Raw genomic sequence first — 22,903 nt, 5'->3', positions numbered from 1 at the left:
CGGGCCATGGTAAGCCGCGGCCACCTGCCAGAATCGGCGCCATGACGCGACCCCGAGCCTGGCGGCAGCGTGCACTCGGGCTGCTGTTCGCGCTGGCGAGCGGCGCCATCGGTGCGCAGACCGCCGCCCCCGCCTCCGCTCCCTCCTCCGCCCCGCTGCCCGGGATCGGCGCGCCATCGGTCGCCACCGCGCCGCTGCCCGTGTCGCCGTCCGCGCAGCGGCTCTACGAGCGCGCGCGCGGCCAGCTGCTGCAGGTGCGCACGCTGCTGAAGGGGCAGGACAGCCAGGCCTCGGTCGGCTCGGGTTTCTTCGTCAGCGACGACGGCCTGATCGTCACCAACTACCACGTCGTCAGCCAGGTGGCGCTGCAGCCCGATCGCTACCGGCTCACCTACACCCGCGTCGACGGCCGCGAGGGCGCGCTGCAGCTGCTGGGCTTCGACGCGATCCACGACCTGGCGCTCGTGAAGGCGCTGCCGCCGAACGGCCCGTCTCGCAAGAGCGGCGTCAGCGTGGTCGACGCAGCGGGCGAGCCGCTCGCCTTCCGCGCCGCGAACGACGCACTGGCCCAGGGCGAACGCATCTACTCGCTCGGCAACCCGCTCGACGTGGGCTTCGCGGTGCTGGAAGGCAACTACAACGGACTGGTCGAGCGCAGCTTCTACCCCAGCATCTTCTTCGGCGGCGCGCTCAACTCCGGCATGAGCGGCGGGCCCGCGCTCGACGAGGCCGGCCGCGTGGTCGGCGTCAACGTCGCCACGCGGCGCGACGGCCAGCAGGTGAGCTTCCTGGTGCCGGCGCCGTTCGCGCAGGCCCTGGTGGAGCGGGCCCGCGGCGCGGCGCCGATCACCGCGCCGGTCTATCCGCAGCTCACCGCGCAGCTGCTCGCGCACCAGGAGGCCGTGGTGCAACGCTTCGTCCAGCAGCCCTGGCGCAGCGCCGGCCACCCGCACTACCTGATCCCCGTGCCACAGGAAGACTTCATGCGCTGCTGGGGCCGCAGCACGCCGGCGGACACCAAGGGCCTGGAGTTCGAGCGCTCCGACTGCGAGATGGACACGCAGATCTTCGTCAGCGGCAGCCTGCTCACCGGCTCGCTGGGCGCGCGCCACGAGGCCTACGACGGCCGCAAGCTCGGCTGGCTGCGCTTCACCGAGCGCTACAGCGCGAGCTTCCGCAACGAGAGCTTCGGGCGCCGCAACCCGAAGGAATTCACCGCGCCGCAGTGCAGCGAGCGCTTCGTCGACCGCGACGGCCTGCCGCTGCGCGCGGTGCTGTGCCTGTCGGCCTACAAGCGCCTCGCCGGCCTGTACGACCTCAGCGTGCTGGTCGCCACGCTCGACCAGGCCCGCGTCGGCGCGCAGGGCCGCCTCGACGCCCGCGGCGTCAGTTTCGACAACGCGATGAAACTGGCCTCGCACTACCTGCAGGGCTACGGCGTGAAGGCGGCGCCATGAGCCGTCTCGGCCTGATCGAGCTGCTCGACCGCGACGGCGCCGTGGCGCACCGCGTGCCGGTGCTGCGGTGGCCGGTCTCGATCGGCCGCGCGCTGGACTGCGACGTGGTGCTCGACGATCCGCATGCCGCGCCGCGCCACGCGCTGCTGGACGCCCCGGACGGCGTGCCCCGACTGCAGGTCGGCGACAGCGTGAACGGCGTGCGCCTGGGCGGCCGCACGCTGCGGGCCGGCGAGACCGGCACGCTCGTCGGTGGCAGCGAATGGCAGATCGGCCGCACGCGCCTGCGCCTGCGCCTGGCCGGTGAGACCCTGGCGCCCGAGCTGCCGTGGGCCGCTGCGCCGCCGGTCCATGCGCGCCGCCTCGCGATCGGGCTGGTGCTGCTGCTGGCCTGGGTGCTGGCCGAGCACTGGCTGCAGACCGATCCCGGCGACCCGTTCAGCAGCTACCTGCCGGTGCTGGTCGGCACGCCGGTGATGCTGGGCGTGTGGTGCTTCCTGTGGGCGCTGGGCTCCAAGCTCTTCACGCGCCACTTCGATTACCTGGCGCACCTGCAGCTCGCGCTGGGTGTGCTGCTGGTGTCACTGCTGCTCGATGCATTGCTGCCGCTGGCGGCCTTCGCACTGTCCTGGGAAGGTCTGGCTCGATGCGGCGAACTGATCACGCTGGCCCTTGGCTGCGGCCTGGTGTGGGGCCACCTGAGCCTGATCCTGCCGACGCGCCGCCAGATGCTGGCGGTGGGCTTCGCCACGATGTTCGTCGTCGGCGCCGGCCTGAAGCTGGCGCTGAACCACCAGCGCAGCGACCGCTGGTTCGCGCCGCTCTACCTGAGCACGCTGGGCCCGCCGGCCCTGCGACTGGCGCCCACGGTCGATCCCCGGCGCTTCATCGAAGAAGCCGGCGCCCTGCGCGCGCCGCTCGAGCAGCGCGCCAAGGACACCGAAGCGCCGTCCTGGCTGACGCCGTTCGACGAGGACTGAACGCTCGGCGTCTGGCTTCGCCCCCAGGAAAACCCCAGGGTGCGTTAGGCACACGGCCCTACAGAAGGGCCTCATCCCCTCACACCGAGGGCAGGGTTTTCTGCAAAATAGAACGATCGTTCGATTTTCATCGGAGACCCGCTTGGCCGACCCGACGCTCGACCCCGACACCCCCGCGAGCCGCACCGTCCGCGCCCAGCCGCGCGGCCAGCACAAGGGCCAGCAGACCCGCGCGACGATCCTCGAGGCGGCGCTCGGCCTGTCTTCGCAGATCGGCCTGGAGGGCTTGTCCATCGGCGCGCTGGCCGAAGTCACGCACATGAGCAAATCGGGCGTGTTCGCCCATTTCGGCTCGCGCGAGGAACTGCAGATCTCGGTGATCCGCGAGTACCACACGCGTTTCGAGGAGGAGATCTTCGTGCCCTCGATGGACGAGCCGCGCGGCCTGCCACGGCTGCGCAGCCTGTTCCAGCGCTGGGTCAAGCGGGTGTCGGTCGAGGTCGACTCCGGCTGCATCTACATCAGCGGCGCGGTCGAGTTCGACGACCGGCCCGGCCCGGTGCGCGACGCCCTGGTGGCCATGGTGCGCACCTGGCACCAGGCCCTGCAGCGCGCGATCCGCCTCGCGATCGACGCGGGCCACCTGCGACCCGACACCGACCCCGCGCAACTGCTGTTCGAGATCCACGGGCTGATCCTCGCGCTGCACCACGATGCGCGCTTCATGCGCAACCCGGGCGCCGTCGAGCGTGCCGGTCGCGGCTTCGAACGCATCCTCGCCGACCACCTGACCGCGACCGCGCCGCCGATGCCGGCCCGCTGAGGGCCTTCGGGTCTCGTCCCTCCTCTTCGTTCTATCCCTCTCCGGAGCAACCGATGGCCACCTACACCCCCCCGATCCGCGACATGCAGTTCGTGATGCACGAACTGCTGGGCGTGACCGATGCACTGAAGGCCATGCCGCCGCACGCCGAGATCGACGCCGACACGCTCAACGCCGTGCTCGAGGAAGGCGGCAAGTTCGCCGCCGAGGTGACCTTCCCGCTCAACGCCAGCGGCGACGAGCAGGGCTGCACGCTCGACAAGACCACGCACGAGGTCACCGCCCCGAAGGGCTTCAAGGAGGCCTACGCGCAATACGTCGAGGGCGGCTGGCCGGCGCTGAGCTGCGACCCGGCCTACGGCGGCCAGGGCCTGCCGATCGTGCTGAATCAGTGCCTGTACGAGATGCTCAACAGTGCCAACCAGGCCTGGACCATGTACCCCGGCCTGACGCACGGCGCCTACGAGGCGCTGCACACGCACGGCACCGACGAGCAGAAGCGCACCTACCTGCCCAAGCTGACCAGCGGCCACTGGACCGGCACGATGTGCCTGACCGAGCCGCACTGCGGCACCGACCTCGGCCTGCTGCGCAGCAAGGCCGAGCCGCAGGCCGACGGCAGCTACAAGATCACCGGCAGCAAGATCTTCATCAGTTCCGGCGAGCACGACCTGGCCGAGAACATCGTCCACCTGGTGCTCGCCCGCCTGCCCGACGCGCCGCAGGGCAGCAAGGGCATCTCGCTGTTCGTGGTGCCGAAATTCCTGGTGCAACCCGACGGCTCGCTCGGCGCGCGCAACCCGATCTGGTGCACCGGCCTCGAGCACAAGATGGGCATCCACGGCAACGCGACCGCGCAGATCAGCCTGGACGGCGCCGTGGGCACGCTGGTCGGCGAGCCGCACAAGGGCCTGGCCGCGATGTTCGTGATGATGAACGCGGCCCGTCTCGGCGTGGGCATGCAGTCGCTGGGCCTCACCGAGGTGGCCTACCAGAACGCGGTGGCCTACGCGAAGGACCGCATCCAGATGCGCAGCCTGTCGGGCCCCAAGGCGCCCGACAAGCCGGCCGACCCGATCATCGTGCACCCCGACGTGCGCAAGATGCTGCTGACGGCACGCGCCTATGCCGAGGGCGGCCGCGCGCTGTCGCTCTACTGCGCGCTGCTGATCGACCGCGAGCTTTCGCACCCCGACGAGGCGGTTCGCCGGGACGCGGCCGACCAGGTGGCACTGCTGACGCCCATCGTCAAGGCCTTCCTGACCGACAACGCCTGGCTCGCCACCTCGCATTGCCTGCAGGTCTACGGTGGTCACGGCTACATCCGGGAATGGGGCATGGAACAGTACGTGCGCGATGCCCGCATCAACATGATCTACGAGGGCACCAACACCATCCAGTCGCTCGACCTGCTGGGCCGCAAGGTGCTGGCCGACAACGGCGCGAAGCTGAAGAAGTTCGGCCAGCTGATCGTCGACTTCGTCGAGGAGGAAGGCGTGGTCGAGGCGATGCAGGAGTTCGTGAACCCCCTCGCCGACCTGGGCGACAAGGTCACCAAGCTGACCAGCGAACTCGGCATGAAGGCCTTCGGCAACGCCGACGAGGTGGGTGGCGCCGCAGTCGACTACCTGCGCGTCGTCGGCCACCTGGTGTTCGCCTACTTCTTCGCGCGCTCGGCCAAGGTCGCGCTGGAGAAGCAGGGCACCGGTGACCCGTTCTACACCGCCAAGCTCGCCACCGCGCGCTTCTATTTCGCCAAGCTGCTGCCCGAGACCGCGAGCCTGATCCGCACCGCCCGCAGCGGCGTCCAGCCGCTGCTCGCGATGGACGAGGCGCTGTTCTGAAACACGAGGAGACGATGATGAAACACGTGATCACCGCCTGTCTGCTGTCGCTTGCCGCCCTGGCCGTCCAGGCCCAGGCCACGCCGGCCGGCCTATGGAAGACCGTCGACGACGACACCGGCAAGGAGAAGTCGCTGGTGCGCATCTCCGAGGCCGGCGGCGTGTACACCGGCAAGGTCGAGAAGCTGCTCGACCCGGCCCGCCAGGACGCCAGGTGCGACAAGTGCAGCGACGAGCGCAAGGACCAGCCGGTGCTGGGCATGACGATCCTCCGCAACATCAAGCAGAACGCCGGCGACGCGGCGCTGTGGGACGGCGGCGAGATCCTCGACCCGAACAACGGCAAGACCTACAAACTGCGCGTGAAGCCGGTCGACGGCGGACAGAAGCTCGAGGTGCGCGGCTACATCGGCGCACCGCTGCTCGGCCGCACGCAGACCTGGACGCGCGTCGAGTGACGCTGGCGCACGCCCCGAATGAATCCCTGGAGAACACCGAAATGAGTCGATTCCAAGTCCGCAAGGTCGCCGTGCTCGGCGCCGGCGTGATGGGCGCGCAGATCGCGGCCCACCTCGTCAACGTGAAGGTGCCGGTCGTGCTGTTCGACCTGCCGGCCAAGGAAGGGCCGAAGAACGGCATCGTCCTGAAGGCCATCGAGAACCTGAAGAAGCTCAAGCCGGCGCCGCTCGGCGTGCCCGAGGACGCCGCGCTGATCGGCGCCGCCAACTACGAGGAGCACCTGGCGCTGCTCGGCGAGTGCGACCTGGTGATCGAGGCGATCGCCGAGCGCATGGACTGGAAGCTCGACCTGTACACGAAGATCGCGCCCCACGTGGCGCCGCACACGATCCTGGCGTCCAACACGTCGGGCCTGTCGATCACGCAGCTGTCGGCGGCGCTGCCCGAATCCATCAAGCCGCGCTTCTGCGGCATCCACTTCTTCAACCCGCCGCGCTACATGGCGCTGGTGGAACTGATCGACACGCCGACCACCGACGATCGCGTGCTCGACGAGCTGGAGAGCTTCGTCACCACGTTCCTCGGCAAGAGCGTGGTGCGTGCCAAGGACACACCGAACTTCATCGCCAACCGCGTGGGCATCGCCGGCATGCTGGCGACGATCAAGGAGGCCGAGACCTTCGGCCTCAGCGTCGACGTGGTGGACGACCTCACCGGCAAGAAGCTCGGCCGCGCCAGCAGCGGCACCTTCCGCACCGCCGACGTGGTGGGCCTGGACACCATGGCGCACGTCATCAAGACGCTGCAGGACAACCTGGCCGACGATCCGTTCTACCCGAGCTACGCGACGCCGCCGGTGCTGTCGGCACTGATCGCCAAGGGCGCGCTGGGCCAGAAGGTCGGCGCCGGCTTCTACAAGAAGGTCGGCAAGGACATCCTGCGGCTCGACCCCGCCAAGCAGGATTACGTGCCCGGCGGAGGCAAGGCCGACGAGATCGTCGCCCGCATGCTGAAGAAGCCGCCGGCCGAGCGCCTGAAGCTGCTGCGCGAAAGCAGCAACCCGCAGGCGCAGTTTCTGTGGGCGATCCTGCGCGACGCCTTCCACTACGCGGCGGTGCATCTGGAGGACATCGCCGACAACGCGCGCGACGTCGACTTCGCGATGCGCTGGGGCTTCGGCATGCAGCAGGGCCCGTTCGAGCTGTGGCAGGCCGCCGGCTGGCAGCAGGTGGCCGGCTGGGTCAAGGACGACATCGACGCCGGCAAGGCTCTCTCGAAGGCGCCGCTGCCGGCCTGGGTGTTCGACGGCCCGGTCGCCGAGCGCGGCGGCGTGCACACGCCCGAGGGCTCGTGGTCGCCGTCGCGCCGGACCTTCGTGCCGCGCAGCGAGCTGCCGGTCTACCAGCGCCAGCCCTTCCCCGAGAGCGTGCTGGGCAGCGGTGCGGTCGATGCACTGAAGAGCGGCACCGAACTGTTCCGCAACGACGAGATCCGCGTCTGGACGCTCGACGGCGAGGTGCTCATTGCATCGATCACCGCCAAGCTGCACCTGATCAGCCCGACGGTGACCGAAGGACTGCTGAAGGCGGTCGAGATCGCCGAGGAGACGTTCCAGGGCCTGGTGATCTGGTCGCCCGACGACGTGTTCTCGGCCGGCGCCAACCTCGAGGCGCTGATGCCGGTGTTCATGAAGAGCGGCGCCAAGGGCATCGCGCCGGAGGAAAAGAAGCTGCAGGACGCGATGCTGCGCATCCGCTACGCGGGCGTGCCGGTGGTCGCCGCGGTGCGCGGCCTGGCGCTGGGCGGCGGCTGCGAGCTGGCCCTCCACAGCGCGCGGCGCGTGGCGGCGATGGAGAGCTACATCGGCCTGGTGGAAGTGGGCGTGGGCCTGATCCCCGGCGCCGGCGGGCTGACCTACATCGCGCGGCGCGCGGCCGAGATGGCGAACGCCGGCAATGCCAACGCCGACCTCCTGAAGTTCGTGACCGACGGCTTCACCAGCGCCGCGATGGCCAAGGTGGGCACCAGCGCGATCGAGAGCCGCAAGCTCGGCTACCTGGTCGACGGCGACGTCATCGTGCCGCACAAGGACGAGCTGCTCTACGTGGCGACCCAGCAGGCCAAGGCGCTGTTCGCGTCGGGCTACCGCGCGCCGGTGAAGCGGCTGTTCCCGGTGGCCGGCCGCAGCGGCATCGCCACCATCAAGGGCCAGCTCGCCAACATGCGCGACGGCGGCTTCATCAGCGCCCACGACTTCCACATCAGCGCGCTGATCGCCGACGTGGTGTGCGGCGGCGAGGTCGACGCCGGATCGCTGGTCGACGAGGACTACCTGATGAGCCTGGAGCGCAGGCACTTCTGCTCGCTGCTGGAGCACCCCAAGTCCCAGGAACGGATCATGGGCATGCTGCAGACCGGCAAGCCGGTCCGGAATTGACCACCCCCGTTGCGGCTTCGCCGCTCCCCCTCCAGGGGGCGCCGCTGGCGGACCGGCCAAGCCGGATCCGCGGCGGCTACTCGATAGGCCAGATGGAGCACAGAGATGAGCAATAGACAGGTTCAGGACGCCTACATCGTCGCCGCCACCCGCACCCCGATCGGCAAGTCCGGGCGGGGCTACTTCCGCAACACGCGGCCCGACGATCTGCTGGTCGCGGCGGTGCAGAGTGCGCTGCGGCAGGTGCCTTCGCTCGACCCGGGGGCCATCGAGGACGCCATCGTCGGCTGCTCCTTCCCCGAGGGCGAGCAGGGCATGAACATGGCACGCGCCGCGATGCTGCTGGCCGGCCTGCCGCAGTCGGTGGGCGGCGTCACGGTCAACCGCTTCTGCGCCTCGGGCCTGACCGCGCTGCAGATGGCGGCCGACCGCATCCGCATCGGCGAGGCCGACGTGATGATCGCCGGCGGCGCCGAGTCGATGAGCCTGGTGCCGATGGGTGGCAACAAGCCCTCGTTCAACCCCGCCGTGTTCGAGAAGGACGAGAACGTGGGCATCGCCTACGGCATGGGCCTCACCGCCGAGAAGGTCGCGGCGCAGTGGAAGGTGAGCCGCGAGGCGCAGGATGCCTTCGCGCTGCAGTCGCACCAGCGGGCGCTCGCGGCCCAGGCGGCCGGCGAGTTCACCAACGAGATGACGCCCATCGACGTGATCGACCGCTTTCCGAATCTGGCCACCGGCGAGGTCGGCAGCAAGACCCGCACGGTCACCCTCGACGAAGGCCCGCGCCCCGACACCTCGCTGGAAGGCCTGGCCCGGCTGCGCCCGGTGTTCGCCGCCAAGGGGTCGGTGACCGCGGGCAACAGCTCGCAGACCAGCGACGGCGCCGGCGCGCTGATCCTCGCCAGCGAGAAGGCGGTGCGGCAGTTCGACCTGAAGCCGCTGGCCCGCTTCGTCAGCTATGCGATCCGCGGCGTGCCGCCCGAGATCATGGGCATCGGCCCGATCGAGGCGATCCCGCTGGCGTTGAAGCACGCCGGGCTGAAGCTCGACGACCTGGGCTGGATCGAGCTGAACGAGGCCTTCGCGGCCCAGGCACTGGCGGTCATCGGCAGCGTCGGGCTCGACCCGGCCAAGGTCAACCCGATGGGCGGCGCCATCGCGCTCGGCCACCCGCTGGGCGCCACCGGCGCCATCCGCTCGGCCACCGTCGTGCACGCGCTGCAACGCCACAACCTGAAGTACGGCATGGTGACGATGTGCGTCGGCATGGGCCAGGGAGCGGCGGGCATCCTTGAACGCGTCTGACGCGCGGTGAACGCCATTCCCCTGACCCCGATCCTCCTGCCACGCCGGCGCGTCCTGGCTGCCGGCATGGCAACCCTCGCGACCGGCGGTTTGGCCGGCTGCGCGCCCGGCCGCATCGAGCGCTTCGCAAGCTGGGCCGAGGCGCGCAACGCGGTCTTCGCGCTGGCGCAGCCGGGTTCACGCTGGCGCAGCAACGGCCGCTGGTCGCTGAGCCAGGCCTTGCAGCACCTCGCGCAGAGCGTCGAGGGCTCGCTGGCCGGCTATCCCCGCCTGAAGCCGGCCTGGTTCACGCACACCGTGGGTGCCGCGGCGCATGCGGTGTTCGAAGCGCGCGGCCGGATGACGCACCCGCTCGACGAGCCGCTCCCCGGTGCTGCGCCGCTCGATGCGGCGTTGCCGCCCGACGCCGCCGCGCTCCGCCTCTTGCGCGCGATGGATGCGTTCGAGGCGCACGATGGCGCGCTGGCGCCGCACTTCGCCTACGGTGTGCTCGACAAGCCGGCCTACGCCCGCGCCCACCAGATGCACCTGGCCGCCCACTGGCAGCAGTTCGAGGAGACCCGGCTCGCCTGAGGCGCCGCGCCGGATCGACACCCCTCTCCCCCGCACAACCCCTCGGAGACCCGACATGAGCCACGACGACCTCCTGAGCCACGCCGAAGCCGGCGTGCTGACGCTGACCTTCAACCGCCTCGACAAGAAGAACTCGATCACCGCGGCGATGTATGCCGCGCTCGCCGACGCGCTGTCCGCGGCCCGCGACGATGCCGCGGTGCGCGTCGTGGTGATCCAGGGCCACGAGCTGATCTTCAGCGCCGGCAACGACCTGGCCGACTTCCTGAACGACCCGCCGGCCAGCGCCGATGCGCAGGTGTGGCGCTTCCTGCACGGCCTGCGCAGCTTCCCGAAGCCGCTGGTGGCCGCGGTGTGCGGCGCGGCGGTCGGCATCGGCACCACGCTGCTGCTGCATTGCGACCTGGTCTACGCCGGCGACAACGCGAAGTTCAGCCTGCCGTTCGTGAACCTGGGGCTGTGCCCCGAGGCGGCGTCGAGCCTGCTGCTGCCGGCGCGACTCGGCCAGGTGCGCGCTGCCGAGGCCCTGCTGCTGGGCGAACCCTTCGGCGCCGAGCAGGCGGCGGAGTGGGGCCTGGTGAACCGCATCCTGCCGCCCGGCGAGGTGAACCGCTTCGCGCAGGCGCAGGCGCGCCGGCTGGCCGACAAGCCGCAGAGCGCGCTGGTCGCGACCAAGCGCCTGATGAAGGCCGCATCGGCCGACGCGGTGGCCACGGCGATGGCTGCCGAAGGCGAGGTGTTCGGTCCGCTGCTGCGCGGCCCGGCGGCACGCGAGGCGTTCGCAGCCTTCATGGACAAGCGCAAGCCGGACTTCAGCAAGGTCTGAGCCCACGCACTCCCGCCCCCTGCCTGCCCTGCTTCGAGGACGCTGCCATGACGACGACCCTGCGCGACAAGACCCTGTTCATCACCGGCGCCAGCCGCGGCATCGGCCTGGCGATCGCGAAGCGCGCCGCGGCCGACGGCGCGCGCATCGCGATCGTGGCCAAGACCACCGAGGCCAACCCCAAGCTGCCGGGCACCATCTACAGCGCCGCGGCGGAAATCGAGGCCGCGGGCGGCCAGGCGCTGGCAATCGCCGGCGACATCCGCGACGAGGCCAGCGTGCTGGCCGCGGTGGCGCAGACGGTCGAACGCTTCGGCGGCATCGACATCCTGGTCAACAACGCCAGCGCAATCAGCCTCACGCCGACGCCGATGACGCCGATGAAGCGCTTCGACCTGATGTTCGGCGTCAACGTGCGCGGCACCTACCTGTGCACCCAGGCCTGCCTGCCGGAACTGCTGAAGAGCGCCGCGGCCGGCCGCAACCCGCACGTGCTGAACATGAGCCCGCCGCTGTCGATGAAGCCGCACTGGTTCAAGAACCACGTGGCCTACACGATGGCGAAGTACGGCATGAGCGAATGCACGCTGGGGCACGCGGCGGAGTTCAGGAGCCAGGGCATCGCCGTCAACAGCCTGTGGCCGCGCACCGCCATCGCCACCGCGGCGCTGCAGATGATCCCCGGCATCGACATCGCCCGCTGCCGCACGCCGGAGATCCTGGCCGACGCCGCCTGGCTGGTGCTGACCCGCGACGCGAAGACGGTGACCGGCAACTTCTTCATCGACGACACGCTGCTCGCACAGCACGGCATCACCGACCTCGAGAAGTACAGCGTCACGCCCGGCACGAAGGACTTCGTGCTGGACTTCTTCGTCGACTGAACCGCGCGGGCGTCGGCCCTCTCAGGCGGCCGCGTCGCCCAGCGCCGCCGTCGCGCCGGCCTGCAGTGCGGCCAGCGTGCGGTCCAGCTGCTCGGCGACGCGCTGGTGCTGGGCCTCGAGTTGCGATCGGTATGCCGTCAGGTCGCCCCCCAGGCCCAGGTCGCGGCGGATCTCCACCAGCACCGGTATCTGCTGCGCGCCGATGTGCTTCATCTCGGCGAACAGATGGCGGATGAACACGGCCTGGAGCTCGGCGAAGCGCAGGCCGTGCCGGATGCGCTCGGCGTTCAGCTCGGCGGCACGATCGCGATGGAAGTCGAGCGTGCGGCCCAGAGCCTGGAACACCGCGGGGTTGGGCTGCGCCGCCTCGTCGAGCTTCGACATCTCGCCCAGCAGTCGGTTGATCTCGGCTTGCGCCTTGTCGTGGAACGCATCGCACACCGCGATCTCGGCGCGCAGCAGTTGCATCGGCTGCAGATCGACCATCAGGCGCAGCAGCAGCTCGCCGTAGGCCGCGGCCAGCTCGCTGACCAGCAACGCGGTCTTCGGCTCGCCCACCAGTTGCAGGCGGGCCGCCGCGGCGAGAAAGCCCTGCAGGGCTTCGGTGGCGTTCGCCTTGGCCAGATCCGCCTGGGGCAGGCCGCCGAGAAAGGCGCTCACGTTGGCCAGCGCCTCCACGGTGCGCAGGCAGGTCTCTCGGCGCAGCGTGGCGGTGCGTTCCTTCGCTTTCTCGGCGGCGTCGTGTGCCAGTTGCACCTTCAGCCGCTGGGTGTTGCTGCGGTTGGACAGCAGCACGCCGCTCAAGGCCAGCAGCGCCCCGAGCAGGCCCGACCACACCGCGGCCGGGATCGACGCCAGGACTTCGAGCAGCGCGGCCACGCGGACGGCTCAGCGTGAAGCGGGAAGTGCCGGGGTCGACATTGCGCAGCGGCTCACGCCGGCTTGATGACCTGGTGCAGCGCCGACGGTACCGGCCAGCCGGCTTCCTGGCACACCCGCACGATCGCCTCGTTGGTGTCGAAGTAGACCTGCCAGTAGTGATCGGTGTGGGCGTAGGGGCGCACCGCGATCTGCGGTCCTTCGAGCTTGAAGTCGAGCAGGTTCACCTCGGGCGGCATGTCCTTGGAGATGTTCGGGATCTGCGCCACCGCGGCCTTCAGGCGCGCGATCGCATCGAGCGGATCCACGCCGTGGGCCAGCTGCGCCACCCGCTCGACGCGCCGCACCGGCAGCACGGAGAAGTTCTGGATCGTGTCGCCGAAGATCTTGCCGTTGCCCACGATCGTCATCACGTTGTCGGGCGTGACGATCGTGGTCCCGAACAGGCCAAGCTCGCGCACCGTGCCCACCACGCCGCCCACGCTGACGAAGTCGCCCACCTTGAAGGGCCGCAGGATCAACATGAAGGCGCCGGCCGCGAAGTTGCCGAGCAGCCCGCTCCACGCCGCACCGATCGCCACGCCGGCGCCGGCCAGCATCGCCGCAAAGGAGGTGGTCTCGATCCCGAAGTAGCCCAGGATGCCGAGCACCAGCGCGATGTTCAGCGCGACGGCGATGATCGAGCCCAGGTACTTGGTCAGCGTGGGGTCGACGTGGTTGCGACTCATGGCCGCCTGCACCAGCGCGATCACCCGGCCGATCAGCCAGCGGCCGACGAGCCAGAACGCGAGCGCGGCCAGGATCTTGAGGATCACCGCGGTCACGGTGGTGCCGAGGAAGGTCTGCAATGCGTCGATGTCCATGGAGTGGTCCTCCCGTTGAGTTGTCAGTGCTGGGGCTGGGGCGTCGGGGCATCGTGGGCCGGAACCTGCGGCGCCCCGCAGGCCACGCCAAGTGGTGCGTCGGCGCTGCCCGGCCCGTCGTCGGCGACGCGCTCGCGCACGCCGCCGTCGCAGTCGGTGAACGCCACCGGATCGAGCGCCGCCGTGCGGCGCAGGGCAAGATTGGCGTCCGACTCGATGGGCTGGCCGCGGCGGTCGAGCAGGCGCAGCCCGCCCTCGTCCTCGGCGCCCGCGGGTGTCACCGCGAACAGCAGCGTGTCCGTCTCGCCGCGCAGCATCAGCAGCGTGCCGGCGGCATTCAGCTTCCAGTGGCCGAGTTCGGAGTACGGCCCCTCCGGCTTGCCCAGGTAGGTGCGGCGCAGGCGGTACAGGCCGTCCGCACGCAGCGTGAGCGTCTGCGCCACGCCGGCGCAGTCGGCACAGGGCAGGACGCCGGCGAAGGTGGCGGGCACCGGCAGGGTCGATTGCGCCGATGCGCTGGCGAGCGCTCCGCCCATCAGGACGAAAGCCAGACACGGCACAAGCCACCGCGGCACGCCCGGCGCGCGATGCGCCAGCGCCATGGCGCCACCGCCAACTGTTCGAATCATCGACCGCCCTCGCTCCAGCCCCCACTGGCTCCCACCGCTTTGTAGCCGATTTCCAGGCCACCACGGCGCGACCGCACCGCCCGTCTTGCACCGATCCGACTGTCATGCGCCGGAACACCCGCAACCGCCCGCTGGCGCGCCGCCACCCACGGTGCTAGCGTCGCCCCAGCGGGCGCGTCCGATGCCCGGATCTGAAGGAGACTCTCCCATGGAAATCGTCGGCGGCTGCCTGTGCGGCAAGGTTCGCTATCACGGCTCGGCGCAACCGGTGTTCACCGCCGTGTGCCACTGCAAGCACTGCCAGAAGCAGTCGGGCACCTCGTTCTCCATCGTGCTCGGCCTGCCGCGCGAGAGCCTGGTGATCGAGGGTGGCCCGGTGTCCACCTACCGCGACACCGGCGAGAGCGGCCTGCCGGTGGATCGCAAGTTCTGCCCGAACTGCGGCTCGGCCATCGTCTCCGAGGTGGCGGCCGCACCCGCCCTCACTTTCCTGAAGGCCGGCACGCTGGACGACACCTCGGCGCTGCAGCCGCAGATGGAGATCTGGTGCGACCACGCCCAGCCCTGGGTGGCGCAGGATCCGAGCCGGGCCCGCATGCCGGCCAATCCGCCGCTGGGCTGAGGAGCCGCCGAGAACCCCGCGGCGCCGCGCCGCGCGCGCGTCAGTCGACGAACTCGACCGCCAGCCCCGGCAGGTCGATGCCACGCAGCACGGTGTGCCAGGTCTGCCCCGCACGCACCGGCTGCGCGGTGGTGAGCGTGCCGGTGGTCACCAGTTCGCCGGCCTGCAGCGGCAGCGCCTGCGGCTGACGCGACAGCACGCCGGCCAGGTGCGCCAGCGCGGCCAGCGGGTTGCCCAGCACGTTGGCGCCCACGCCCACCTCGCGCACCGCGCCGTCGCACACCAGCTCCAAAGAAAAGGCCGCCAACGCCGAGCGCAGGCCGGGTTGCAGGCGCGCCACCGGCTGCGGCTCGCCGACCAGCAGTGCACCGTGCAGCGCGGCGTCGGCCACCGTATCGGCAGCGCGGAATTTCCAGCCCGGGAAATGCGACTGCACGATCTCGAACGCATGCGCCACCCAGTCGATGCAGTCCAGCAGTGCGGCCGGGTCGGCGCCCGCCGGCGGCGCGCGATGGAAGTGCAGCACGATCTCGGGCTCGATCTTCGGCTCGGTGAACGGCGCCAGCCGGCACACGTGCCGTCCACCCGACACACGCACCACGGTACGGTCGTAGACGTGGGCCCATACCGGATCGCGCACGCCGTACAGCGACCACATGTCCGGGTTGGTGAAGCCGATCTTGCGACCGATCGCGCGCGCGCCTTCCCGCAGCCGTGCCTCGTGCACGAGCTGCGCCACCGCGTACGCGGCCGGCACGTCGAAGCCGTCGAGCTGCGACGTGAAGGGCTCGATCTGCCGGGTCGCGTCCTGTGCGGCCTGGATCTGCCGAGCCAGGGCGTCGAGAGAGGGCGGTGCGATGGTCATCGTCATGCGTGCATCCCCGAAGCGTCGCTCGAAATCGACAGCGGCACGCTAGCGGTGGCGGTCGAACGAAGTCAATCCCCTTTCCTGTTCGAACCCCGGTCTTGATCCATGTCAGCGCTGCACCCGCCGCACGGCGAGATGATGAGGTCGGCTTCACTCCAGGAGAAACGCCATGAACCCCAACGTGGGAACCCTCGACCGCAGCGTGCGCATCGTCGTCGGCGCCGCACTGATCGCCGCCACCGTGGCAGGTGTCATAGGCCCCTGGGGCTGGCTCGGCGTGGTGCCGATCGCCACCGGTTTGTTCCGCTTCTGCCCCGCCTACCTGCCGTTCGGGCTGAACACCTGCGCCACGCGCAGCGGCAAGTGAGCGACAGGCACGCACCGCCATGGCCGACCGCACCGACAACCGCCCTCCCGCCCGGTACCGAGAGCTGACCCTGGATATTTCCGCTCGGCTTGCCACCCTGCGCACGGGCGTCCCCGACGTGATGAAGGGTTTCGGCGAGCTGGGCCGCGCAGCGATGGCCGATGGCGCGCTGGACAAGAAGACCAAGGAGCTGATCGCTGTGGCACTGAGCGTGGCCGCGCGCTGCGACCCGTGCATCGGGTTTCACATGCAGGCGTTGACGAAGCTCGGCGCGTCGCGGCAGGAGCTGGACGAAGCGCTGGGCGTCGCCGTCTACATGGGCGGCGGACCGTCGCTGATGTATGCGGCCCATGCGGTGGCCGCCTACGACGAGTTCGCGCGCGGTTCCGACATCTAGTAGCGCGCCGCCGTCACACGCGACAGGAGACGGCGGTGCGCCGGCCGGCGCTACACGGTCGCGGCCGGGTAGCTGCCCTCACCGTGGGGCGCGGCACGGAAGACCGGCAGCGCCTCGGCCTGCGCCGCATGCGCGGCGAGCCGCGGATGTGCCGCCGCGTCCACCACCTCGGGGATCAGCGCCTGCGTGAAGCGCCAGGCCACCGCGATGGAGACGCCGGCCTGGTCGATGTGGTCGCTGTCCACCGCCAGCGGCCGCTGCGCCAGCGCAGCCTCCAGTTCGCCATAGGCCACGCGCAGCTGGCCGCTGACGCGGTCGAACCACGGCGCATGCACCTTGTCGGCCGGGCGCAGGTTCTCGTAGACGATCTGCACGCTCTTCTCGCAGGCAGCGAGCGCCAGGCCCAGCAGGCTCAGCGTGCGCAGCCGCGCGGCCGGATCGGCCGGCATCAGGCTGCGGCGCCGCGCCGCCGGCAGGGCCGCCGCCAGCGTCTCGGCATGTTCGAGGATCAGGTTCGAGTCGAGCAGCACGCTGCCGTCATCGCACACCAGCGACGGCGCCTTGACCACCGGGCTGATCTGGCGGAACGTGTCGAAGCCCCGGAACACCGAGATCGAGCGGTGCTCGAACGGCAGCCCCAGCAGCTGCAGCGACACCGCGACGCGGCGGACATAGGGCGAATCGAGCATGCCGATGAGTTGCATGGTGCGGGCGGCGCCTCCTGCGCGAACGAAGTCAGAGCGAGAACTCGCAATGTATCGGCGTGTCGGGCTTCGCGCTGGGCTCGGGCATGCGGGCGCCATCGGGATCGAGCCGCCAGAGGCGCAGGCGGCAGCGTCGGCCATCGGTGATGAACTCCGACTCGTAGACCGCACCGGCCTCGGGCAGGAAGCTGGCCGCGACCGTGCAATGGCCACCGGAGAACACCGTGTCCATCGTCATGCCCTCCTCGATGCGCAGCGGCGCGCCGGCCTGGATGCTCACCACGCGCTCCTTGTCCTTGGCCACCGGCACGTCGAGCCGCCAGCGGGTCTTGCACGAGCGTTCGGGGTCGATGTGCGCATAGGTGCCCCAGGTCTTGAAACGCAGCTGCGCGGTGGGGCCCGGCGGCGGCTGGTAGTAGTGGCTGGCGCAGCCGGACAGCAGCAGCGGTAACAGCGCGGCTGCGGCCCAGGTCGCACGGATCCCTTTCATCATCGTCGTCGTCGCCGAAATCATTCGCAGGTCCCGGAGATCACCATCGAACCCTCCATCAGCACGAAGGGCTTCTTTGCCTCGAACGCGTACTCCTCGATCCGGATGGCCGAGAAGTGCACGCCACCGCCGGTGGCGGGCGCCACCGAGGTGGCGACGAAGGAGCTCTCGGTGTTGCCCGCGGCCAGCACCTGCACGCGGCCGTCGACGCGTCCGAAGGCCGGCGTCGAACCGGGCCCCACGGCAGGTCCCGCGGCCGGTCGCCCGGCCGTGCGATCCACGGTGAACACCACGCCGATCAGGTAGGGATTGGCTGGCCGGGCGATGGCGCCGTTCGGGCCCTGCTGGATCAGGTGCTCGACCACCTCGCAGCGGTAGGCGCGTTCGCCGGCCGAAGCGGCCGGCAGCCACAGCAGCAGCGAGCCTGCCAGGACCGGAATGAGCCCCCGCCGGCCCCCACCGCCAGCGCGGCCCTCGAGGGGCCGCCGCGGGTGGGCATCGAGCGACCCGACGTCGCCGCCGTCTCCGCCGGTTCGAGCCGGCGTGTGGGCGCCATGGCGCCTGCAAGTGTTCATGGGTGACTCCTCTCCCCGGTGCGAGCGGCGCCAGTGTACGCAGCGCCAGGTGCGCCGCACGCGCAACAGCCGGCAGCGCCGACTACAGCCACTCGGGCGTGATCGACAGAGCGGCGGGCACCGTCTCGGCTTCGTCAAACTGCGAAGCACGTGCCGAATGCAGCGTCGCCGCATCGCTCACGCCGGGCAGCACCGTGTCGGCACCGCAGATCGGGCACAGCGCCGTGGTGTCGTCGTGGATCCAGTGGCGCACGTCGGCCGGCGTGAAGCTGCCCAGGCAGGTATAGCACCCGGCGCGGGTGGATCGCGCCAGCGCGGCGCGGTTGTTGAACGACAGGAAGGCGGCGTAGCTCATGCGAATGAGCGTAGTTCCGGCGCCCGGCACCATCCACCCCGCCGGAGGGGGGATGGTGGGGGCCCGCCGTGAAACGCGGCGTCCAAGCTGGGGAGTGCCTGCGCCAGGCTGGCTCGCGCACGCACGACCTCGGGCCGGCGGTCCGCCCACAACGGTGCAGCAGCCTCGGCAGCGTTCTGCAAATGCAAAAAGACACCGGCTGCCGGACAGGCAGCCGGTGCAAATGGGTATCGAGCCCTGCCGCGAGCGCGACAGGGTCAGGATCGATACACCATGACGACCACTCAGAACTGATAAGCCACGCGGGCGAAGATTTCGTTGTTGTGCTGCAGGCCGTCGACGAAGTCGCGGTACTCGCCCTTGTTCTGGGAGTACACGGCGTTGAGGTAGAGGTCGGCCTGGATCGACTTGGTGGGCTTCCACTTCACGCCCGGCTGCATGTACCAGCCGCCCTTGAGGTCGGTCAGGATCGCGAAGTCGAAGCGGTACTCCAGCGTCGGCGACGGCTGCTGCAGCGCCAGCGCCACCGCGTTGAAGCCGCCCGACTGGCCCTTGGGCGACTCGCCCGGGGTGTTGCCCACGCCGTCGAGGTAGCGCCCGAACAGGTCGCTCCTGGACTTGTGCAGCCACTGCGCCACGAAGTAGGTCGCCGGGAAGGCGCTGGTGAACTTGTGGTACTTCTCCATGATGAAGGCGAACTGGTATTCGTCCTTCTCGATGTAGTCGCCCAGCGTCGGGTTGGTGAAGTGCTTGTTGGGCGTGTAGGAGAACTCGAAGCGCCCGATCAGCTGGTCGAGCAGCGAGTCGGGCTCGCCCTCGAACACGCGGTTGATGCCGCCACCGAACACCGTCTCGCGCTTGTACTCGCGGCTGAGCCAGCCGCGCAGCGAACCGGCCACGGCCGGCGTGAAGAAGGTGTCCAGGATGCACGACGCAGCCGCCTTGTTGCCGATCTTGAAGTCGCCGTAGACCGCACGTTCGGCACCGCAGACGGTGGCCAGGCCGACCAGGCCGTAGGGGTCGCCCGCAGCGGTGATGAAGTTCATCGAGGTGGCCACGCCTTCGATGCCGTTGAGGCGCGAGTTGGCCGCGCCGCGGAACCACTCCTCGGCGCTGTAGACGCCGGTGGGCTGCGCCGCGAAGGCGGTGCCTGGCAGCGTGCCGGCGCCCTTGGCCGCCGTCCACTTGAAGACGCCGTCGGGGTTGGTGCGGTTGATGGCAAAGGCCTGGTAGCCGAAGCCGCCGGCCTCGCCCTTCAAGCGGAAGCCGACGTTCCACTTGTTCTTGACGTCCTCGTAGCCGGGCCGCTGGTCGACGGTGAACTGATCCTGGATGAGGTTGTAGCCGGTCTCGCCGTTGGGCAGCAGCGTGGGCGCGAAGCGCTGCACGAAGCCGTCGACGTCCATCTTCTCGTTGACGCGGTAGTTGGCGCGCAGGCCGAGCGCGGAGCGGCGGGTGTCGGAGTACTCTTCGGCGGCGACGCCGAACAGGTGGCCGCGCAGGTCCAGGCCGTTGGGCTGGTCGGCCACGCGGAAGAACAGCGCCTCGCCCCAGGCGATCTGCTGGTTGCCGGCGCGGATCCACAGCGGGCCGTTGTTGTAGTCGAGGTAGAAGGCGGGCAGGTCGATCAGCGCGCGGTCGGTGGCGTAGGCCAGCGGGCCGCCGGCGGTGCCGCCGAAGGCCTGGCGGAAGCTGCTGCCGGAGTTGATGTCGCCCACGCCGGTGCTGGCGCCGCCGACGGTGCGGGTGCCGTAGGCGTCTTCGACGGCGCGGGTCTCGTCGACGATGCCGCGCAGCTTGATGGTGGCCTTCAGCGAGTCGGTGAGCTTGCCGTCGAGGTTGAGGTCCACGCGGGTGGCGAACCAGTTGATGTCGGCGTCCTTCTTGTAGGCCGCCGGGCGCGACAGCGTGGGGACCCCGCCCTGCGTCACCAGACTGTTGTTCGAATAGACCACCCCGTTGGTGGAGTTGCCGTTCTGGGTCGTGAGGTTCTGGTCGTCGGTGGTCTTGACCGCCAACTCCTGTCGGATGAAGCCCGACACTGCCCACTCGGCCGCCTGGGCCGACCCGCACAGCGCGACCAACGCAGCTGCTGCGATGGCGTGCCGCTGAGAGATTTCTGTACGAATCTTCTTCACGCTGTTGTCTCCTCGTTGTAGGTCAAAGATCGAGTTCCAGGATCGTTCCACCGGCCCCCACCGCCACCAGGCGCCGCTTGCCGCCGCTGCCTTCGCTCGCGGCGAGCGCCTGGTACCAGGCGTTGCGCACGAGCTTGGAGTTCAGCGGGCTCCAGGTGGCCCCGCCGTCGCGGCTGAGGACCACGGCGTTGATGCCGCTGGCGAGCACTTCGCCCTGGGCCGTGGCGTGCACGCCGGTCAGGATGGCGCCGGTGCCGGTCTTGTGCGAGACCCAGGTGGCGCCGCCGTCGGCGCTGCTGAGCAGCGCGCCGCTCTGGCCGCTGGCGTACATCTTCTTGCCGCCTTCGACGACGGACAGGCCGAACAGGGAGCGTTCGCCCTTGTGCAGGGCTTTCCATTGCTGGCCGTCGCTGCTGCGCAGGACGAGTTCGAATTCGCCCACCGCGGTGACGCTGCCGTCTTCGGCGACGTGGATGTCGTAGAGGTGGGGTTCGGCTCCGTCGTCGGTGATGCCGCTCCAGTCGACGGTCTGCACGGCCCAGGACTGGCCCCAGTCGGTGGACTTGAGGATGGTGCCGAAGGCGCCCACGGCGTAGGCCAGGCCTTGGCGGGTGACGTCGACGGCGAGCAGGCGCGACTTGGTCATGGAGGGCGCAGCCTTCCAGGTCTTGCAGTCGGCCGCCGCATACACCAGGCCGGTCTGGCCGACGGCGATGCATTTGCCTTCGCGCATCGCCACGGCCATCAGCGCCAGGTGCTTCATCGGGAAGGGCTGGACTTGCCAGCTCGCCCCGCCGTCGGCCGTGGCCAGCACGTTGCCGAACGCCCCCACCGCGATGCCCCGCTCCCCTTCGAACACCACGTCGTACAAGGCATCGTGCGCCGTGCCGTGGCGGAGCAGCTTGGCACTGCCGCTGGGCGGCGCCGCCATCGACACCGATCCGCTCGACAGCAGCACGGCCATCGCCGCGAGCCGGGCCAGCCACCCACCGCGGGCGGCGCGCCGCCCGTGTCGTCGACCGCCGGGCATGCTCAGGTCCCCAGGCGTTGCAGCGCCTGCTCGGTCAGGTACTTGTCGAACGTGCCCTCGACGTTGTAGCCCTGCGAAACGCCTCCGGCGATGCTCTTGGTCTGCAGGAAGCGCGTCATGCGGCCGTCCTGGATGTTGTGGCAGGTCACCGCGGTCCACGACCACGCGGTGTGGCTGCCGTCCATCAGCTTCTTGTCGCCCTTCTCGTACAGGCTGAACTGCGGCTCGAAGGACTTGAAGAGATCGCCGCGGCGGTCGTAGGTCACGTAGGCCACGAACATCATGTTCCGCGTATCGACCCACACCCGCTTCTTGCTGACCGGTGCACGCGGGTAGCCCACGGGTTCGGCCTCGAACACCACCACGTCGGGGCACAGCTCCATGTTCGTGTCGAAGAAGGTGATGCCCTTCGGCCCGCCGTGCACCGGACGTTCCCAGTTCGGGTGGTCGCCGTACCAGGTCTGCGACTGCGCCCCGAGCATCGGCCCGCGGCCGACGATCTTGTAGTTGCCCCAGGTCAGCATCGGATCGCCGGACGCCCAGGCGTCGGACAGATAGAAGTTCACGCCGGCCACCAGCGGCTCGAAGCGCTGGTTGGTCGGGAACTTGCGCACGCGCTTGAAGGCGGGCAGGTAGCCGGAGAGGTCGGGGAACTTGCGCTGGTCGTAGTACCAGGTGCTCAGGTAGCTGGTGCCCTTCACGTCGACCGGCGAGGTGAAGAACACGGCCTGGTAGCGCAGCTTGTCCTCGCCCCCGGGGAAGCTCTTGGCCTGGGCGCGCGCGACCGAGTTCTCCTCCACCCAGGCGAAGTCGTACTGGTAGCTCTGCGAACCGTCGGGCGCGATCTCCCAGTCGCGGATGGCGTAGATGGAGTTGTCGTGGCGACCCCAGCACAGCGTGAGGTTGGCCGCCACCTCCACGCCGGTCTTGGCATCGGGGAAGGGGTTGCCGCCGATCCAGGGCTTGCCGTCGGGCGACACGATGTTGCCGCCGGCGTCGAACTTCGCCTTGCCCTGGTTGCGCAGCGTCGCCTCCAGGTATTCGTGCGGGAACATCCGGGTCACGTCCTTGGTGGTCGGCACGATGCGGATGCGCCGCCCCATGGTCTTGACTTCCTGGTACGCGACCGGATCGAGCAGTTCCTTGACGATGTCGACGTTCTCGGCGGTGATGAAGTCACCGGTCTTGATCTTGCCCTTGGACCAGGCGTCGATCGACATCAGCTCGTCCGGGTAGGCCTTGGTGATGTCCGCGGAGTTCGCGATCATCGGCCACAGCGGCCCCAGCACCCCGGCCGTCGCAATGCCCTTGGCGGCCTGCTCCATGAAGAAGCGTCGGCTGTAGTCGTGGTCGTACTTTCTGATATGCATGGTTGTCTCCTACTTCGTTGTCGAC

Annotated in this window: 24 protein-coding genes; 13 read left to right on the top strand and 11 right to left on the bottom strand. The window is 69.8% G+C overall.

What is annotated here, in order from left to right; genetic code table 11:
* The first annotated feature begins 41 nt into the window (after positions 1–41).
* From C1M51_RS11310 to C1M51_RS11265, 10 genes are all read left to right on the top strand, one after another.
* Positions 42–1,457 carry a S1C family serine protease gene (locus C1M51_RS11310; protein WP_129449864.1) on the top strand — a complete coding sequence of 472 codons (1,416 nt, stop codon included), beginning with the start codon at positions 42–44 and terminating at the stop codon, positions 1,455–1,457.
* Complete coding sequence (locus C1M51_RS11305) at positions 1,454–2,437, top strand: FHA domain-containing protein (RefSeq protein WP_129449862.1); 984 nt, start codon at positions 1,454–1,456, stop codon at positions 2,435–2,437. The genes C1M51_RS11310 and C1M51_RS11305 overlap by 4 nt, the downstream gene beginning before the upstream one ends.
* A 142-nt stretch (positions 2,438–2,579) precedes the next feature.
* Positions 2,580–3,260, top strand: coding sequence for a TetR/AcrR family transcriptional regulator (locus C1M51_RS11300; RefSeq protein ID WP_011828020.1), 681 nt, complete (start codon positions 2,580–2,582; stop codon positions 3,258–3,260).
* Positions 3,261–3,313: 53 nt separating this feature from the next.
* Positions 3,314–5,104 (top strand): acyl-CoA dehydrogenase C-terminal domain-containing protein, encoded by a 1,791-nt coding sequence (locus C1M51_RS11295; protein WP_129449860.1) that lies wholly within the window; start codon positions 3,314–3,316, stop codon positions 5,102–5,104.
* A 14-nt stretch (positions 5,105–5,118) separates the two neighbouring features.
* Positions 5,119–5,562 carry a DUF2147 domain-containing protein gene (locus C1M51_RS11290; RefSeq protein ID WP_011828018.1) on the top strand — a complete coding sequence of 148 codons (444 nt, stop codon included), beginning with the start codon at positions 5,119–5,121 and terminating at the stop codon, positions 5,560–5,562.
* A gap of 41 nt (positions 5,563–5,603) precedes the next feature.
* Positions 5,604–8,000 (top strand): 3-hydroxyacyl-CoA dehydrogenase/enoyl-CoA hydratase family protein, encoded by a 2,397-nt coding sequence (locus C1M51_RS11285; RefSeq protein WP_129449856.1) that lies wholly within the window; start codon positions 5,604–5,606, stop codon positions 7,998–8,000.
* Between the two features lie 105 nt (positions 8,001–8,105).
* The gene (locus tag C1M51_RS11280; protein WP_129449854.1) at positions 8,106–9,308 is read left to right on the top strand and encodes an acetyl-CoA C-acyltransferase; all 1,203 of its coding nucleotides are present in this window, start codon (positions 8,106–8,108) and stop codon (positions 9,306–9,308) included.
* Between the two features lie 66 nt (positions 9,309–9,374).
* Complete coding sequence (locus tag C1M51_RS11275) at positions 9,375–9,881, top strand: DUF1569 domain-containing protein (protein WP_129449852.1); 507 nt, start codon at positions 9,375–9,377, stop codon at positions 9,879–9,881.
* A gap of 55 nt (positions 9,882–9,936) precedes the next feature.
* Positions 9,937–10,707 (top strand): enoyl-CoA hydratase, encoded by a 771-nt coding sequence (locus C1M51_RS11270; RefSeq protein WP_129449850.1) that lies wholly within the window; start codon positions 9,937–9,939, stop codon positions 10,705–10,707.
* Between the two features lie 47 nt (positions 10,708–10,754).
* Positions 10,755–11,591, top strand: a complete 837-nt coding sequence (locus tag C1M51_RS11265) for an NAD(P)-dependent oxidoreductase (RefSeq protein WP_036231087.1) — start codon at positions 10,755–10,757, stop codon at positions 11,589–11,591.
* 21 nt (positions 11,592–11,612) lie between these two features.
* Here the strand turns inward: C1M51_RS11265 and C1M51_RS11260 are convergent, their stop codons facing one another.
* From C1M51_RS11260 to C1M51_RS11250, 3 genes are read right to left on the bottom strand one after another with little or no spacing between them, the layout of a single operon-like run.
* Entirely contained in the window at positions 11,613–12,470 is an 858-nt protein-coding gene (locus tag C1M51_RS11260; protein WP_129449849.1) for a hypothetical protein, read from the bottom strand.
* Positions 12,471–12,523: 53 nt separating this feature from the next.
* Positions 12,524–13,333: a mechanosensitive ion channel family protein gene (locus C1M51_RS11255; RefSeq protein WP_129449847.1), complete on the bottom strand. Its 810-nt coding sequence runs from the start codon at positions 13,331–13,333 to the stop codon at positions 12,524–12,526.
* A 23-nt stretch (positions 13,334–13,356) separates the two neighbouring features.
* Complete coding sequence (locus C1M51_RS11250; RefSeq protein ID WP_165349679.1) at positions 13,357–13,869, bottom strand: copper resistance protein NlpE; 513 nt, start codon at positions 13,867–13,869, stop codon at positions 13,357–13,359.
* Positions 13,870–14,170: 301 nt separating this feature from the next.
* On the opposite strand from C1M51_RS11250, the gene C1M51_RS11245 reads away from it, so the two are divergent.
* Positions 14,171–14,584, top strand: coding sequence for a GFA family protein (locus C1M51_RS11245; RefSeq protein ID WP_011828009.1), 414 nt, complete (start codon positions 14,171–14,173; stop codon positions 14,582–14,584).
* A 40-nt stretch (positions 14,585–14,624) separates the two neighbouring features.
* Here C1M51_RS11245 and C1M51_RS11240 read toward each other — a convergent pair whose 3' ends face one another.
* A complete protein-coding gene (locus tag C1M51_RS11240; RefSeq protein ID WP_129449844.1) occupies positions 14,625–15,455 on the bottom strand; it encodes a 2-keto-4-pentenoate hydratase in 831 nt (276 codons plus the stop codon).
* 166 nt (positions 15,456–15,621) lie between these two features.
* Here C1M51_RS11240 and C1M51_RS11235 point away from each other — a divergent pair, with 166 nt between their 5' ends.
* Positions 15,622–15,819, top strand: coding sequence for a DUF2892 domain-containing protein (locus tag C1M51_RS11235; protein WP_011828007.1), 198 nt, complete (start codon positions 15,622–15,624; stop codon positions 15,817–15,819).
* A gap of 19 nt (positions 15,820–15,838) precedes the next feature.
* A complete protein-coding gene (locus C1M51_RS11230; RefSeq protein ID WP_129449842.1) occupies positions 15,839–16,216 on the top strand; it encodes a carboxymuconolactone decarboxylase family protein in 378 nt (125 codons plus the stop codon).
* 50 nt (positions 16,217–16,266) lie between these two features.
* On the opposite strand, the gene C1M51_RS11225 is transcribed toward C1M51_RS11230, so the two are convergent.
* From C1M51_RS11225 to C1M51_RS11195, 7 genes are all read right to left on the bottom strand, one after another.
* On the bottom strand, positions 16,267–16,920 hold the full coding sequence (locus C1M51_RS11225; RefSeq protein WP_129449840.1) for a glutathione S-transferase family protein: 654 nt from the start codon (positions 16,918–16,920) through the stop codon (positions 16,267–16,269).
* Between the two features lie 31 nt (positions 16,921–16,951).
* On the bottom strand, positions 16,952–17,410 hold the full coding sequence (locus C1M51_RS11220; protein ID WP_129449839.1) for a hypothetical protein: 459 nt from the start codon (positions 17,408–17,410) through the stop codon (positions 16,952–16,954).
* Between the two features lie 20 nt (positions 17,411–17,430).
* Positions 17,431–17,985: a hypothetical protein gene (locus C1M51_RS11215; protein ID WP_129449837.1), complete on the bottom strand. Its 555-nt coding sequence runs from the start codon at positions 17,983–17,985 to the stop codon at positions 17,431–17,433.
* Positions 17,986–18,067: 82 nt separating this feature from the next.
* Positions 18,068–18,340: a hypothetical protein gene (locus C1M51_RS11210; RefSeq protein WP_129449835.1), complete on the bottom strand. Its 273-nt coding sequence runs from the start codon at positions 18,338–18,340 to the stop codon at positions 18,068–18,070.
* A 284-nt stretch (positions 18,341–18,624) separates the two neighbouring features.
* Entirely contained in the window at positions 18,625–20,478 is a 1,854-nt protein-coding gene (locus C1M51_RS11205; RefSeq protein WP_129449833.1) for a DUF1302 family protein, read from the bottom strand.
* A gap of 22 nt (positions 20,479–20,500) precedes the next feature.
* On the bottom strand, positions 20,501–21,508 hold the full coding sequence (locus C1M51_RS11200; RefSeq protein WP_129449831.1) for a photosystem II stability/assembly factor-like protein: 1,008 nt from the start codon (positions 21,506–21,508) through the stop codon (positions 20,501–20,503).
* 2 nt (positions 21,509–21,510) lie between these two features.
* Entirely contained in the window at positions 21,511–22,878 is a 1,368-nt protein-coding gene (locus C1M51_RS11195; RefSeq protein WP_129449829.1) for a DUF1329 domain-containing protein, read from the bottom strand.
* Positions 22,879–22,903: the final 25 nt, after the last annotated feature.

The sequence above is a fragment of the Methylibium sp. Pch-M genome (assembly GCF_004136295.1).
In the GTDB taxonomy this organism is placed as follows: domain Bacteria; phylum Pseudomonadota; class Gammaproteobacteria; order Burkholderiales; family Burkholderiaceae_C; genus Methylibium; species Methylibium petroleiphilum.
The sequence above is the reverse complement of the archived record's forward strand: the minus strand, read 5'-3'. Positions and strand labels throughout refer to the sequence as shown.

What these genes read in the sequence shown, in the direction of transcription:
- C1M51_RS11310 (WP_129449864.1), top strand. Translation starts at nt 42, where the DNA reads ATGACGCGACCCCGAGCCTGGCGGCAGCGTGCACTCGGGCTGCTGTTC.
- C1M51_RS11265 (WP_036231087.1), top strand. Translation starts at nt 10,755, where the DNA reads ATGACGACGACCCTGCGCGACAAGACCCTGTTCATCACCGGCGCCAGC.
- C1M51_RS11195 (WP_129449829.1), bottom strand. Translation starts at nt 22,878, where the DNA reads ATGCATATCAGAAAGTACGACCACGACTACAGCCGACGCTTCTTCATG.
- C1M51_RS11295 (WP_129449860.1), top strand. Translation starts at nt 3,314, where the DNA reads ATGGCCACCTACACCCCCCCGATCCGCGACATGCAGTTCGTGATGCAC.
- C1M51_RS11215 (WP_129449837.1), bottom strand. Translation starts at nt 17,985, where the DNA reads ATGAACACTTGCAGGCGCCATGGCGCCCACACGCCGGCTCGAACCGGC.
- C1M51_RS11220 (WP_129449839.1), bottom strand. Translation starts at nt 17,410, where the DNA reads ATGAAAGGGATCCGTGCGACCTGGGCCGCAGCCGCGCTGTTACCGCTG.
- C1M51_RS11285 (WP_129449856.1), top strand. Translation starts at nt 5,604, where the DNA reads ATGAGTCGATTCCAAGTCCGCAAGGTCGCCGTGCTCGGCGCCGGCGTG.
- C1M51_RS11290 (WP_011828018.1), top strand. Translation starts at nt 5,119, where the DNA reads ATGATGAAACACGTGATCACCGCCTGTCTGCTGTCGCTTGCCGCCCTG.
- C1M51_RS11250 (WP_165349679.1), bottom strand. Translation starts at nt 13,869, where the DNA reads ATGGGCGGAGCGCTCGCCAGCGCATCGGCGCAATCGACCCTGCCGGTG.
- C1M51_RS11270 (WP_129449850.1), top strand. Translation starts at nt 9,937, where the DNA reads ATGAGCCACGACGACCTCCTGAGCCACGCCGAAGCCGGCGTGCTGACG.
- C1M51_RS11245 (WP_011828009.1), top strand. Translation starts at nt 14,171, where the DNA reads ATGGAAATCGTCGGCGGCTGCCTGTGCGGCAAGGTTCGCTATCACGGC.
- C1M51_RS11235 (WP_011828007.1), top strand. Translation starts at nt 15,622, where the DNA reads ATGAACCCCAACGTGGGAACCCTCGACCGCAGCGTGCGCATCGTCGTC.
- C1M51_RS11230 (WP_129449842.1), top strand. Translation starts at nt 15,839, where the DNA reads ATGGCCGACCGCACCGACAACCGCCCTCCCGCCCGGTACCGAGAGCTG.
- C1M51_RS11210 (WP_129449835.1), bottom strand. Translation starts at nt 18,340, where the DNA reads ATGAGCTACGCCGCCTTCCTGTCGTTCAACAACCGCGCCGCGCTGGCG.
- C1M51_RS11225 (WP_129449840.1), bottom strand. Translation starts at nt 16,920, where the DNA reads ATGCAACTCATCGGCATGCTCGATTCGCCCTATGTCCGCCGCGTCGCG.
- C1M51_RS11200 (WP_129449831.1), bottom strand. Translation starts at nt 21,508, where the DNA reads ATGCCCGGCGGTCGACGACACGGGCGGCGCGCCGCCCGCGGTGGGTGG.
- C1M51_RS11280 (WP_129449854.1), top strand. Translation starts at nt 8,106, where the DNA reads ATGAGCAATAGACAGGTTCAGGACGCCTACATCGTCGCCGCCACCCGC.
- C1M51_RS11255 (WP_129449847.1), bottom strand. Translation starts at nt 13,333, where the DNA reads ATGGACATCGACGCATTGCAGACCTTCCTCGGCACCACCGTGACCGCG.
- C1M51_RS11240 (WP_129449844.1), bottom strand. Translation starts at nt 15,455, where the DNA reads ATGACGATGACCATCGCACCGCCCTCTCTCGACGCCCTGGCTCGGCAG.
- C1M51_RS11305 (WP_129449862.1), top strand. Translation starts at nt 1,454, where the DNA reads ATGAGCCGTCTCGGCCTGATCGAGCTGCTCGACCGCGACGGCGCCGTG.
- C1M51_RS11275 (WP_129449852.1), top strand. Translation starts at nt 9,375, where the DNA reads ATGGCAACCCTCGCGACCGGCGGTTTGGCCGGCTGCGCGCCCGGCCGC.